The 12,559-nt window shown below is 73.1% G+C and carries 14 protein-coding genes and 1 riboswitch; of the genes, 8 read left to right on the top strand and 6 right to left on the bottom strand.

What is annotated here, in order from left to right:
- Nucleotides 1-10: 10 nt before the first annotated feature.
- Together ACFY3J_RS16645 and ACFY3J_RS16640 are read right to left on the bottom strand one after the other, a co-directional pair.
- A complete protein-coding gene (locus ACFY3J_RS16645; RefSeq protein WP_384177315.1) occupies nt 11-202 on the bottom strand; it encodes a DUF397 domain-containing protein in 192 nt (63 codons plus the stop codon).
- Nucleotides 199-1,050 carry a helix-turn-helix domain-containing protein gene (locus ACFY3J_RS16640; RefSeq protein WP_384177313.1) on the bottom strand — a complete coding sequence of 284 codons (852 nt, stop codon included), beginning with the start codon at nt 1,048-1,050 and terminating at the stop codon, nt 199-201. Before ACFY3J_RS16640 ends, ACFY3J_RS16645 begins: the two co-directional genes overlap by 4 nt.
- Before the next feature lie 191 nt (nt 1,051-1,241).
- Between ACFY3J_RS16640 and ACFY3J_RS16635 the strand changes: the two genes are divergently transcribed.
- From ACFY3J_RS16635 to ACFY3J_RS16620, 4 genes are all read left to right on the top strand, one after another.
- Nucleotides 1,242-1,694 (top strand): ATP-binding protein, encoded by a 453-nt coding sequence (locus ACFY3J_RS16635; protein WP_390841099.1) that lies wholly within the window; start codon nt 1,242-1,244, stop codon nt 1,692-1,694.
- Nucleotides 1,695-1,782: 88 nt separating this feature from the next.
- A complete protein-coding gene (locus tag ACFY3J_RS16630) occupies nt 1,783-2,214 on the top strand; it encodes a hypothetical protein (protein ID WP_384177309.1) in 432 nt (143 codons plus the stop codon).
- Nucleotides 2,215-2,334: 120 nt separating this feature from the next.
- Nucleotides 2,335-3,477 carry a PLP-dependent cysteine synthase family protein gene (locus ACFY3J_RS16625; RefSeq protein WP_384177307.1) on the top strand — a complete coding sequence of 381 codons (1,143 nt, stop codon included), beginning with the start codon at nt 2,335-2,337 and terminating at the stop codon, nt 3,475-3,477.
- Complete coding sequence (locus tag ACFY3J_RS16620; protein ID WP_384177304.1) at nt 3,474-4,730, top strand: MDR family MFS transporter; 1,257 nt, start codon at nt 3,474-3,476, stop codon at nt 4,728-4,730. The genes ACFY3J_RS16625 and ACFY3J_RS16620 overlap by 4 nt, the downstream gene beginning before the upstream one ends.
- Nucleotides 4,731-4,781: 51 nt before the next feature.
- On the opposite strand, the gene ACFY3J_RS16615 is transcribed toward ACFY3J_RS16620, so the two are convergent.
- A complete protein-coding gene (locus tag ACFY3J_RS16615; RefSeq protein WP_384177302.1) occupies nt 4,782-5,894 on the bottom strand; it encodes an aminotransferase class V-fold PLP-dependent enzyme in 1,113 nt (370 codons plus the stop codon).
- A gap of 206 nt (nt 5,895-6,100) precedes the next feature.
- A riboswitch (cobalamin riboswitch) is annotated at nt 6,101-6,243 on the top strand.
- A 36-nt stretch (nt 6,244-6,279) separates the two neighbouring features.
- On the opposite strand from ACFY3J_RS16615, the gene ACFY3J_RS16610 reads away from it, so the two are divergent.
- Together ACFY3J_RS16610 and ACFY3J_RS16605 are read left to right on the top strand one after the other, a co-directional pair.
- On the top strand, nt 6,280-6,498 hold the full coding sequence (locus ACFY3J_RS16610; protein ID WP_141357464.1) for a CbtB-domain containing protein: 219 nt from the start codon (nt 6,280-6,282) through the stop codon (nt 6,496-6,498).
- Nucleotides 6,499-6,519: 21 nt separating this feature from the next.
- A complete protein-coding gene (locus tag ACFY3J_RS16605; RefSeq protein WP_384177300.1) occupies nt 6,520-7,287 on the top strand; it encodes a CbtA family protein in 768 nt (255 codons plus the stop codon).
- A gap of 223 nt (nt 7,288-7,510) precedes the next feature.
- Here ACFY3J_RS16605 and ACFY3J_RS16600 read toward each other — a convergent pair whose 3' ends face one another.
- Nucleotides 7,511-8,083 (bottom strand): histidine phosphatase family protein, encoded by a 573-nt coding sequence (locus ACFY3J_RS16600; protein WP_384177298.1) that lies wholly within the window; start codon nt 8,081-8,083, stop codon nt 7,511-7,513.
- Between the two features lie 2 nt (nt 8,084-8,085).
- Nucleotides 8,086-8,856, bottom strand: coding sequence for a DeoR/GlpR family DNA-binding transcription regulator (locus tag ACFY3J_RS16595; RefSeq protein WP_390841098.1), 771 nt, complete (start codon nt 8,854-8,856; stop codon nt 8,086-8,088).
- Nucleotides 8,857-8,945: 89 nt separating this feature from the next.
- Here ACFY3J_RS16595 and ACFY3J_RS16590 point away from each other — a divergent pair, with 89 nt between their 5' ends.
- Nucleotides 8,946-10,211 carry an MFS transporter gene (locus ACFY3J_RS16590; protein WP_390841097.1) on the top strand — a complete coding sequence of 422 codons (1,266 nt, stop codon included), beginning with the start codon at nt 8,946-8,948 and terminating at the stop codon, nt 10,209-10,211.
- Here the strand turns inward: ACFY3J_RS16590 and ACFY3J_RS16585 are convergent.
- Nucleotides 10,158-11,228, bottom strand: a complete 1,071-nt coding sequence (locus ACFY3J_RS16585) for a LacI family DNA-binding transcriptional regulator (RefSeq protein WP_384177292.1) — start codon at nt 11,226-11,228, stop codon at nt 10,158-10,160. The two genes, ACFY3J_RS16590 and ACFY3J_RS16585, sit on opposite strands and share 54 nt — an antisense overlap.
- Before the next feature lie 231 nt (nt 11,229-11,459).
- Between ACFY3J_RS16585 and ACFY3J_RS16580 the strand changes: the two genes are divergently transcribed.
- The gene (locus tag ACFY3J_RS16580; RefSeq protein ID WP_384177290.1) at nt 11,460-12,461 is read left to right on the top strand and encodes an asparaginase; all 1,002 of its coding nucleotides are present in this window, start codon (nt 11,460-11,462) and stop codon (nt 12,459-12,461) included.
- Nucleotides 12,462-12,559: the final 98 nt, after the last annotated feature.

Raw genomic sequence — 12,559 nt, 5'->3', positions numbered from 1 at the left:
GGCCGGAAGCTCAGAGGCGCGAGCCGGCCGCCAGTGCCGTGAACGCCGACCAGGCGTCGGGGGAGACGGCAAGGGACTGCCTCTGGGTGTCCTTCGAGTCCCGGACAAGAACGACGCCGGGGCGCAGGGCGACCTCGATACAGTTGTCGCCGCCGCCGCCGCTGTAGCTGCTCTTGAACCAGGTCAGCTCGCTGGTGCTCATAGCGCTCCTCGCATCTGATCCAGCAGGCTCGCGGTGGCTTGGTGGCTCAGAGCCTGCGAGCGCATCTTGCCATAGCGCTGGAGCATCTGGCTTACAGCTTTCGGGTCACTGATGAGCATGCTGGTGCCGTGGCCTTCGACGTAACCGGCCCATCGGTGTTCGGCTGTCTCGGCAAGGTACATCTCGCCCTCGAAGCCGGAGTGTTCCTCCTGGAGCAACGGCATGACCTGGAGTTCCACGTTGCGGTACCGGCCGACCGCGATGAGGTGGTCGAGCAGGACCTTCGTGACGGCCGTACCTCCCATGCGGCGTTCCAGGAGTGCCTGCTCGACGACGAAGCTGAACGAGGTGTTGGGGCGTTCGACGAGAAGTTGCTGCCTGGCCAGGCGTGCTGCCACCTGCCGTTCGGACTGCTCCTCCGTGAGCGGAGGCAGGTACCGGTCGAAGATCGCGCGGATGTACGACTCAGGTTGCAACAGGCCTGGGACAACCCGGCTCTCATACGCGTACAGCGAGATCGCCTCCTCCTCGATCCCCGCCCACTGCCGGAACCAGGACGCCAGCCCCGCCTTCCGCGTCAGGCTCTTCGCCGCGGCCCCCAGCACTCGCGCCGCGACCACGCCCAGGACCTCATCCGACCGCTTCAGCAGTTCCTTCGGCGGGAAGCGTTTCCCCTGCTCGATCTTGGCGATGTACGCGGGCGAGTAGCGCACCAGCGGAGCGAACTGCTCCTGTGTCAGGCCGGCTTCCTCCCGCAGGGCCTTGAGGACCGCGCCGAAGGTCTTCAGACTGTCGGAGAGTTCCGGCTCGCAGCCCCCGCCCACTCCGCCACCGTTGTCCGTCGTCATCGCAGCCGCCTTCCCCTGTGCCACCGGGCCGTACCCGTGCCGTACTGTTCGCCGTCCGGGCTGCGCCACGCCAGACCGATCAATGCTCACGCACGGCGACCGACCCAGTCCAGCGCGTGCACCGATACAGCGTGATCTGTATCAGCGGCGGCCCTGCCGACGACCTGTCAACTGTCGGCAAGCTGGCCCGCATGCCAGCCCTGAACCGCCAATCCGCCACCTCCGCACGCACGTTCACGCAGCGTTTCTCCGCGACCCGGCGCGGTGCCCGTCTCGCCCGGCTGCTCGCCGCGCACCAGCTCACCGAGTGGGGACAACCCCGAGGGACCGAAGCGCACGACACCGTCGTCCTTGTCGTCGCCGAACTCGCCGCGAACGCCGTTCTCCACGGCCGTGTCCCGGGGCGTGACTTCGCCCTCGCCCTGTCCTTCGAGGAGGGCCGGGACATCGTCCGGATCGAGGTGACCGACACCCACCCCGCCCGGCCGGCGCGCATGGCCCCCGGCCCGGACCAGGACGGGGGTCGTGGCCTGCTCCTCGTCGACGCGCTCGCCGTCGACTGGGGCGTACGGGACCGCCTCGGCCCCGGCAAGACGGTATGGGCCGAGTGCGCCCTGTGCCCGAGCGCGCGACCAGGGCGTTGATACCGAGCCGCGCGACGGCAGCGGAACCCGGTCGGCCCCCGACCTCTGACAAGAACTTTACGTACGTGACCGACTACTGTTTGTGTTCATGCTGGCCGGGTCGATCTTCCGCCGCCGCCGCTCCGCGTCACGCACCGGAGCGGTGCTCGTGCTGTTGCTGGCCGCGCTCATGCACGTACTGGCCTGCGCCCACGGCCCGACACCGACCGGTGCGGCACGGGCGGACACCCCGCTCGTGGCCTCCGCCGCCTACGGACAGACACCTCAGGGCCAGCACCGGGCGGACGTCCGGACCTCGGCCCCCGCACACGACAGCGGCGTGCACTGCTGGGACGGGGAGGAGCCGACGGCGCAACTCCCGCGAGACGCCTCCCCGGCCCACCCCGCGGTCCACGACGTCCTGACCGCCGACCACACCCCGGCAGCGCCGCTCCCGGCGCGAACCCCCACAGCCGCTCCCGAACCCGGCAACACCTCGCCCGGGCACGCGCGAGCCCTCTTCGGCGTGTGGCGGACCTGATCGGCCCCGCTGCCGAGCCCCGCCCCCGACGCGGGGAACGGCAGCCGATCGGTCCCGCCCTCTTCCCGCCCCCACACGACCGGCGGCCGTTCACGGTCCCGGCCGCAGGAGAAGCACGCCATGAACCACCCCATCCGCACCTCCGTCCCCGCCTGCCCGGCCCAGCTCCTGGCCGACACCAAACGCCCCATGCGCACACCCGCCGGACTGGTCGGCGACACCCCCGTGCTGTGGATCGGCGAGCCCTTCACGGCCGCCGGGCGCGGCTTCTGGGCCAAGCTCGAAGGCCACAACCCCGGCGGCATCAAGGACCGCACCGCCCTGCACATGGTCCGAGCCGCCCGTGAACGCGGCCGGCTGCTGCCCGGCGCCCGGATCGTGGAGTCGACCTCCGGCACACTCGGTCTCGGGCTGGCCCTCGCGGGCGCCACCTTCGCCCACCCCGTCACCGTCGTCACCGACCCGGCGATCGAACCGCTGATGACCGGCCTGCTCACGGCGTACGGCTCCGAAGTCGACGTCGTCACCACCCCGCACCCGGTCGGCGGCTGGCAGGAGGCCCGCCGCCACCGGGTCGAGGAACTGCTCGCCGCCCACCCGGACGCGTGGTGCCCCGACCAGTACGACAACCCCGACAACGTCGCCGCCTACGCCCCGCTCGCCCACGAACTCGTCGCCCAGCTCGGCCGCATCGACAGCCTCGTCGTCTCCGTCGGCACCGGCGGCCACTCCGCCGGCATCGGCTCCGTACTGCGCGGCTTCTTCCCGGGGCTGCGCGTGGCCGGGGTGGACACCACCGGCTCGACGATCTTCGGGCAACCCGCCGCGCCCCGCCTGATGCGCGGACTCGGCTCCAGCATCCACCCCCGCAACGTCGCCTACGACCTGTTCGACGAGGTCCACTGGGTCGCCGCGCCCGAGGCGGTGTGGGCGGCACGCCTCCTGGCCCGCGACCACTACGCCACCGGCGGCTGGAGCGTCGGCGCCGTCGCCCTCGTCGCCCGCTGGCTGGCCCGCACCCTGCCCGCCGAGGAGCGGATCGTCGCGGTCTTCCCCGACGGCCCGCAACGCTATGTCGGCACCGTCTTCGACGACACGTACTGCCGGGAGCACGGCCTCCTCGGCCACCTGCCCGCCGACGACCCGGAGGAGATCGGTGATCCGGGCGAACGGACCGTTTCCCGCTGGACCCGCTGCACCCGTGTCGTCGACCCGCTCGCCGCCGGCGACGGTGCCACGGAACTCGCGAGGGCCGGGCGATGAACGACCTGTGGCGGCAGACCCGCTCCTTCCCGCCCGCCGTACGGCTGTTGATGGCCAACCAGTTCGCCATCAACCTCGCCTTCTACATGCTCATGCCCTACCTCGCCGCCCACCTGTCCGACGGACTCGGCCTCGCCGCCTGGGCCGTCGGGCTCGTGCTGGGCGTGCGCAACTTCTCCCAGCAGGGCATGTTCCTCATCGGCGGCACGCTCGCCGACCGTCTCGGCTACAAAATCCCCATCATGGCCGGCTGCCTGCTGCGCACCGCCGGCTTCGGCCTGCTCGGCTGGGTCGACAACCTCCCCGCACTGATCGCCGCCTCCGCCGCCACCGGCTTCGCCGGTGCCCTGTTCAACCCCGCCGTCCGCGCCTACCTCGCCGTCGAGGCGGGCGAACGGCGCGTGGACGCCTTCGCCGCCTTCAACGTCCACTACCAGGCGGGCATGCTGCTCGGCCCACTCGTCGGGCTCGCCCTGCTCGCCGCCGACTTCCGCCTCGTGTGCACGACCGCCGCCGGCATCTTCGCCGTCCTCACCGTGCTGCAGTGGCGCGCCCTGCCCGCCCGGCGCGGCCACACGGCGGACACGGACCGGCAGGAGAGCGTGCTCGCGCAGTGGCGGACGGTCGTGTCCAACCGCCCCTTCCTGCTCTTCGCCACCGCCATGATCGGCTCCTACGTGCTCACCTTCCAGGTGTACCTGGCCCTCCCGCTGGCGGCGGCCGACGCCCTGGGGGCGAACGGCACGGCGGTCACCAGCGGGCTCTTCATCGTCTCCGCCGCGGTGGCCGTCGTCGGCCAACTGCGCCTGACCGGCTGGGCCAAGCAGCGGTGGCGACCCAGCCAGGCGCTGGTGCGGGGACTCGCCGTGATGGGGCTGGCCTTCCTGCCGCTCGCGCTCGCCCCGCACGGCTCCTCAGGAGCCGCGCTGGTCGCGCTGGTGACCGCGGTGGTCCTGCTCGCGGTGGGTTCCGCCGTGGTCTACCCGTTCGAGATGGACACCGTCGTCGCCCTGTCGGGCAACCGCCTGGTCGCCACCTACTACGGGCTCTACAACACCGTCTCCGGCCTGGGCATCACCCTGGGCAACCTCGTCACCGGCGCGCTGTGGGACTTCGCCCAGCGGCACCATGCCCTCTGGATGACCTGGACGGCCCTGACCGCCACCGGACTCGTCTGCGCCGCCTCGGTCGCGGCGCTCGCCCGGGCCGGCCGGCTCACCACCCAGGCAGAGCCCGAGCCCGCCCCCGCCTGACGGAAAGGAGGTCGCCGACCCGCGGGTTCAAGGTGTCGCCGACCCGCGGGTTCAACTCCCCAGGGACGACAGTGCGGTGGCGACCCGTTCGGCTGCCTCCGCCGGGGTCGAGGCGTGCGGGGAGAGCCTGAGCGAGTCGGTGCGCACGGTCGCGGTGACGCCTTCGGCGTGCAGCGCCTTGGCGACGAGGCACGGATCGTGGTCCGGCAGGGTGAAGGAGAGGATGCCCGCGCGCCGCGCCGGGTCGGCGGGGGAGAGGACGCGGCCGCCGCACGCCTCGACGACCTCGGTGAGTTCGGCGATCCGTGTGGCGATCGCGGATTCGATCGCGGCGACGGTGTGCCGCTCGACCAGGTCCAGCGCGGCCGCGAACGCGGCGGCCGTCACCGGGCTCAGATTGGTGATCGACCACCGCCGTGCGTCCGGGGCGGGCGGGTGCTCCGCTCCGTCGAAGAGGCCGACGTCCTCGACGCCCGTCCAGCCGGTGAGGACCGGCTCCAGGGATTCCAGGGCGCGGTCGGACAGCGTGGCGAAGCCGGTCGACCATCCGGCGCGCAGCCATTTCTGGCCGCCCGCGACCACCACGTCGGCGGCGTCCCAGGGCAGGGAGGCGACACCGAACGCCTGGATGGCGTCCACGATCAGCAGCCGGTCGGGCCCGATCGCCTCGCGCAGCGCCGCCAGGTCGGCACGGAACCCGGTGCGGAAGTCCACGGCGCTGACCGACACGGCCACGACGTCGTCGGTCAGCGCGGCGCGGACCAGATCGGGGGTGACTCCGGAGCCGGGTGCGGGGTCGATCCAGCGCGGCGTAGCCCGGCCCAGATCCGCGGAGCGGCGCCACGGGTAGTGGTTGGCGGGGAAGTCGGAGCGCGGCGCGAGGACCACGCCCTCTCTGATGCCGAGCGCGGCGTGGAACAGACCGGTGGACGCGTTCGGGAGGAGCACCGTGTGCCGGGCGTCGGTGCCGGCGAGGCGGGCGGCCGTGTCCCGCGCGGTCTCCTCCGCGCGCATCAGGGCGTCCACGGTGGTGTGGTCGGCGCGGGCGGACGCCTCCAGGGCGCGTGCGGTGGCGGTGACGGCGTCCCGGGAGGGCGGCCCGAAGCGTGCGAAGTCCAGGTACCCGGCGGGCGTGTCGAAGTGGGCGGCGTACGACGTGAGCACGGGGCTCGTCCCTCCGGGGTGGTGCGTGCGGATCGACTGGCGCGGCGGGCGGTGGCGCGGAGCTTGCCCGCGCGCATCCTGCCACAGCGCCGGAGTGTCTGATACACGGCTGCCGGGGCCCGCCGCGCTGATGGTGAGGTGATCCGTGAGCAGGTGGAGGCGGCTCGGTGGAGAAGATCACGTCCGTGGTCGCGGTCTTGGCCGGGCGCGCGGCACGCGATACCGTCTGTGCGATATCGACGACGGCACGACGGAAGCCGGTGGGAATCCGGCACGGTCGCGCCACTGTATGCGAACGCCCCCCGGGGTGTTCGTGAGTCAGACCCGTGGCTGTCGTCCTGTGCACCACCGAGATGGGACGCGAACTCCCAGAGGAGGTTCTGCCATGGCGCAGACCGTCGCTCAGCCGACCGCCACCCCCGCCGTTCCCGCCACGCTGCCGCTGAAGGCGATAGCTCCCTGGGCGGTCTTCTTCGGCGTTCTCATGCTGGTCCTGCTCTACTTCGTCGGCGCCGAGCAGGGCGCCACCTCCGTGTTCAGCGGCACGGACGTCCACGAGTGGGTGCACGACGCCCGCCACCTGCTCGGTTTCCCCTGCCACTGAGGCGAGGGACACCGCACGCTCATGAACTCCGCAACGGTAAGAAACCTTCTGGTACGGGGCATGCTCGCCGGCCTTGCCGCCGGTGTGCTCGCCCTGGCCGTCGCCTATTTCCTCGGGGAGCCGTTCGTCGACAAGGCGATCGGCCTCGAGGAGGCGCACTCCCATTCCCATTCCCACTCTCATGACGAGGTGGAAGTCGTCTCCCGTTCCCTCCAGTCCACCGCCGGTCTCGCCACCGGCGTCCTGGTCTACGGGGTCGCCTTCGGCGGCATCGCCGCGCTCGCCTTCTGCTTCGCACTGGGCCGCGTGGGCCGCTTCTCCCCGCGGGCGACCGCGCTGCTGCTGTCCGGCTGCGCGCTGCTGGCCGTGTACGTCGTGCCGTTCCTGAAGTACCCGGCCAACCCGCCCGCGGTCGGCCAGGAAGACACCATCGGCAAGCGCACGACCCTGTACTTCCTGATGATGCTGCTCAGCATCCTCCTCGCGATCGCCGCCACCATCCTGGGCAAGCGCCTCGCGCCCGCGCTGGGCACGTGGTACGCGACGGTGGCCGCGGTGGCCGCCTTCGCCGTGGTGATCGGGCTGGCGTACGCCTTCCTGCCCACCGTCAACGAGGTGCCGGCGGACTTCCCGGCCACCCTGCTGTGGCGGTTCCGGCTCTCCGCCCTGGCCACGCAGACCGTCCTGTGGGGCGGATTCGGGCTGCTCTTCGGCGAGTTGGCCGGGCGAATGCTGAACCCCAGGCCGGTGACGGCCACGACTGGGCGCGCGGTCCCGGCCGCGCACTGACCCCTTCGGCGCACGACAGGGCCCTTCGGAACCGTCCGGGGCCCTGTCGCGTTCCTCAGGGTGCCGCCAGCGGCTGTCCGAGCCGCAGATTCCAGCGGCCGGCCCGTCCACTGAACCCCAGGCCGGTGACGGCCACGACCGGGCGCGCGGTCCCGGCCGCGCACTGACCCCTTCGGTGCACGACAGGGCCCTTCGGAACCGTCCGGGGGCCCTGTCGCGTTCCTCAGGGTGCCGCCAGCGGCTGTCCGAGCCGCAGATTCCAGCGGCCGGCCCGTCCACTGAACTCCGTTGCCGTCAACGGAGGTACGTCCAGCCGCCAGAAGCCGGCCGCGGGCAGGCCCAGCACATGGACGACCGCGGCCCGTACGACCTCCGGCTCGACCACCGCGAGCGTACGGCCGTCGGTGTCCCGCGCGCTGTCCAGCCAGCGCCCGACCCGCTCGCACACGTCCCGCACCGACTCCCCGCCGTGCGGCGCGCGGTCGGGGTCGGCGAGCCAGCGACCCACCGCCTCCGGCTCGGTGGCCATCACCTCCTCCAGGGTCCGGCCCCGCCAGCGGCCCGCGTCCAGACCGGCCAACTCCCGTACCGCCACGCCGTCGAGGCCGAGCGCCGACGCGGTCTCCCGGCAGCGCGCGCTCGGGGACAGGAGCACGCGGGCGGCCGCGGGAAGTGACCCGGCAGCCGAACGGGCCCTGGCCGTCCCGCCGTCGTCGATCGAGTCGCCGTCGTCGAACCGGGCCTGCCGCAGCGACGGGCTCGTCGCGGGCGAGACGAGAGTGACTCGGCTGGTCAACTTCACTCCTGTCGCGCGGTGTTGACGGCCGTGCCCGCGGCGCGGATCGCGTCGACCTCGCCCGGTGGCGCGGAATCGTCGGTGACGAGGGTGTGCAGTCGCGAGACCGGCGCGACGAAGGCGTGCGCCGTACGGGACAGTTTGGCGCCGTCGGCCACGGCGAGCACGCGCCGGGCGGAGTCGATCGCGGCCCGCTTCACCGCCGCGTCGTCCAAGTCGTAGGCGGTCAGGCCCTGTTGTGCGGTCAGCCCACAGCAGCCGATGACAGCGGTGTCGAAGCGCAGAGCCGCCAGCGAGGCCAGTGTCAGGGGTCCGGTGAGGGCCCCCTCGCCCGGACGCGGCCGGCCGCCGGGCACGAGGAGGGTGGTCTGCCCGGGGCTGTCGGCGAGCGCGTCGACGGCCTGGAGCGACAGCGGCATCACGGTCACCCGCCGGCCGCGCAGTGCCCTGGCCACTTCCAGGCAGGTGGTGCCGCTGTCGAGGACGACCGTCTCCCCGTCGGCGATCATCGCGGCCGCGTCCGCGGCGATGCGCTGCTTGACCCGCGTGCCCTCCTGCGCGCGCAGGGGGAAGGGGGGCTCCTCGCCGCGCAGCAGCAGGGTCCGGGCGCCGCCCCGGAAGCGTTCCAGCACACCTTGGGTGGCCAGGGCCTCCAGATCGCGGCGGATGGTCATCTCCGAGGCCCCGGTGAGTTCGGCCAACTGGCCGACGCCGAGGCTGCCCGCCTCCCGCACCGCGTCCGTGATCTGCCTCAGACGGCCCGTGTTCCCCATGCGGCGATTGAACACCATGCGCCAGCAAACAGGAACACTGTGAGAAGCGGCGCTTTTCAAACAAGGTTCATGTTCGATACGTTCGCTCCATGGAGCGAACACTTCGCGCGGCGCGTCTGGCGACCTTCACGTACTTCATCCTCAACGGGACCCTGCTGGGGATGTGGATCGTGCAGATCCCGCCCATCGAGCACCGGGTCGGCGTCAGCCACGCCGTCCTGGGCGGCTTCCTGCTCCTGCTCGGGGCGGGCGCCTTCGTGGGGATGCAGCTGGCCGGCCCGGTCGCCGACCGCCTCGGCACCCGGATCGTCGTGCCCGCCTCCGGTGTCCTGTGCAGTGCCGCCCTCGCGCTGCCCGGACTGGCCTCCGAGCCGTGGATGCTCGGCGGAGCCCTGATCGTGCTCGGGTTCGCCAACGGCTGCCTGGACGTGAGTATGAACGCCCACGCCGTCCAGGTCGAGAAGGCGTACGGACGCCCGGTGATGTCCGCGTTCCACGCCACGTTCTCCGTCGGCGGCGTGGTGGCCGCCCTCGCGGGTGCGGCCGTCGCGAGCGCGGGCTGGACCCCGGCGGCGACGCTCGGCACGGCGGCCGTGCTGGGAGTGGTGGTCTCCGTGTGCGCCGCGCCGGGCCTGCTGCCCACCGCCGCGGGACCGGCCGCGGATGCCGGGACCGAGTCCGGCGGACCGGCCGGGCAGGCGGCCCCGGCTCGTACCCGTATCTGGATCCTGGCCGTCCTCGCGCTGATGGTCATGCTGTGCGAGGGGGTCGCCAACGACTGGAGCGTGCTGCACCTGCGGACCGTCCTCGGCGCCTCCGACAGCACGGCGGCCTTCGCCTACGGCGCGTTCGCCGCGACGATGACCATCGGCCGCCTGCTCGCCGACCGCGTCTCGGCCCGCTTCGGCCCCGCCGCGATCCTGCGTTACGGCGCCTCGGTCGCCGCCGTCGGCATGGCGGCGGCCGCCCTGTCGCCCTGGATTCCGCTCGCCCTGGCCGGCTGGGCGCTCTTCGGCGCGGGGCTCTCCGGCTGCGTTCCCCAACTCTTCAGCGCCGCCGGTCACGCCGACGCCGATGCCGCCGGCGCCAACGTCTCCAAGGTCGCCGGACTCGGATACCTCGGCATGCTCGCGGGACCGGCCGTCATCGGCTGGCTCACCCGCCTGGTCCCGCTGAACCTGACCTTCTTCCTCCCCGTGGCCTGCTGCGTGGTCGCGGCCGCCACGGCGGGAGTGCTGCGGCAGCGGGGGAGCACGGTCGCGGGCCGGGGGCCCGTCCCCGAGGCGGGGGCTTTGGCCGCGTCACCCCTCCGGGGTGAGCGGGGTGCCGCCGAGGGTCGAGGCGCGGGCCACTAGGGCGGGGCGCAGCCGCCGGGAGCGGCCCGGCTTGCCGTTCAGCATGTTGACCAGCGTCGTCGCCGCCACTTCCCCCATCCGGTACATCGGGGAGCTCACGGAGGTCAGGGACACCGGGAGGGCCGCCGCCAGCGGGACGTCGTTGTAGCCCACGATCGCCACGTCCCGGCCCACCGTGAGGCCCGCGTCCCGGACCGCCGCCATCACGCCGATCGCCGCGAAGTCGTTGACCGCGAAGACGGCGGTGGGCCGCGGCCGCAGGGCCAGCAGCCGCTCGGCCGCCGCCCGGCCGCCGGGCACGTCGAAGCGGGACCGTACGACGTGGCTCTCGGGTACCGGCAGGCCCGCCTCGGCGCACGCGTCGAGGAAGCCCTGGGTGCGCTCCACGCCGGTGCTGGCGTAGGGCTCTCCGGCCACCACCGCGACCCGTCGGTGGCCGAGTTCCAGCAGGTGTTCCGCGGCCAGCCGGCCGCCGAGGACGTCGTCGGTGGTCACCGAGATCCGGCCCGGCAGCCGGCGCGAGACCAGCACCAACGGGATGTGCTGGCGGGCCAGTTCGGCGACGAGGTCGGAGTCGGAACGGGCGTCGCCGAGTACCAGGCCGTCGACGCGCCGGGCCAGCAGCGCGTCGGCCCGGCGCCGTTGCAGCTCCGGGTCGTCACCGGTGTTGGCGACCACCGTGTGGTAGCCGGCGGCCGCCGCGGCCGCGTCGATGCCCTCGTAGATCGTGGCGAGCACGATGTCGGTCAGCCTCGGGACGAGCACGCCCAGCATCCGGGAGCGGCCGGTGCGCAGCGCCGCCCCGGCCGGGTCCCGCTGGTAGCCGAGTTCCTCGGCGAGCGCCCGGATCAGTGTGGCGGTGTCGGTGGCCACCCCGCCCCGTACGCTCTCGTCCGGGCTCAGCGCCCGGGACACCGTGGAGACGTGGACCCCCGCCTGCCGGGCTATCTGGGCGAGTGTGACCGGGGCACGACCGGTGTGTGTGCCTGCCCCCGCCCGCGCTCCCTGGCGATCCACGCTCGCTGCCCCTCTTTTCGGTTCGTCTCGGTGCTTCTCAGCGCTTTTCTGTGCTTATCGAGGGGCTTCGGGTTCCGCCGGACTCCTGTCGGAACCCGTGGGCGCCCCCGCGTCGCGCCCTTGAGCTTCGCACATCCCCGAACCGTCCGGCCAGACAAGTGTGCGGCCACCCATTGACCGGACGCAATCGTTTGCATAGCCTCTGCGCAATCGATTGCGGAGAGAGGGTCCATGCGTCGTATCCAGGTCGTGGCAACCGGCGGCACCATCGCGAGCCGGTCCGGGGCGGAGGGCCGCCGGGCGACCGTGCTCGCGGAAGAACTGGTCGCGTCGGCCGGTCCGCTGCCGGACGGCGCGGAGGTGAGCGTGCGGGACGTGGTCACCCGGGGCAGCTACGCCTTCGACACCGCCGACCTGCTGTCGCTGGCCCGCGAGGTGCGCGGCACACTGCGCGACGGCGCCGACGGGGTGGTGATGACGCACGGCACCGACACCATGGAGGAGACCGCCTTCCTGCTCGACCTGGCGTTCGACGACCCGCGGCCGATCGTGCTGACCGGCGCGCAGCGCCCGTTCGACGACCGCGCAGCCGACGGCCCGGGCAACCTGGGCGACGCCCTCGCCGTGGCCGCCGACGACGCCGCGCGCGGGCACGGCCCGCTGCTGGTCTTCGACGGCTTCGCCTTCCCCGCCCGCGGGGTACGCAAGAGCGACACCATGTCGGCGCACGCCTTCACCGCGCCCGGACGCGGACCGGCGCTCCGCGTGGTGGGTCGGCGCGTTGTCCCGCTGTGGCAGCCGAGACCCAGCCCGCGGCTGCCCTTCGACCTCGACCTGCCCCGGCTGCCCCGGGTGGACGTGGTGCCCGCCTACCCCGGTGCGGACGGGCTGTTCGTCCGGGCGAGCCTGGCCGCGGGCGCCGCCGGGGTCGTGGTGGCGGCGGTCGGCGCGGGCAACGCCGGGCCGGAGCTGGTGGAGGCGGTCGCCGAGGCCGTGGCGGCGGGCCACCCGGTACTCATCTGCTCACGGGTGCACTCCGGCCCGGTCGAACCCCTCTACGCGGGCGGCGGCGCCGAACTGCAAAGGGTCGGCGCGATCTTCGCCGGCGACCTCAGCCCCTGGCAGGCCCGGCTGCTGCTGGCCGCCGCGAGCGCCGTACCCGGCCGGTCGCCGGACGCACTCGTCCGCGCCTGGCTCGCCGGACGGGACCCGTCGTCCGACACCGGCTCCTGACCGCCTGACCTCCTGGCTCTCCGACCCGTCCCGACTTCCTGACCCCCCGATCCTCCCGATCCCCCCACTGCAACCAACCCCATCAAGAGCCCACCCAC

This window comes from Streptomyces sp. NPDC001231, assembly GCF_042896885.1.
Lineage (GTDB): Bacteria > Actinomycetota > Actinomycetes > Streptomycetales > Streptomycetaceae > Streptomyces.
Note: the sequence above shows the minus strand (reverse complement) of the source record. Positions and strands in the feature narration are given on the sequence as shown.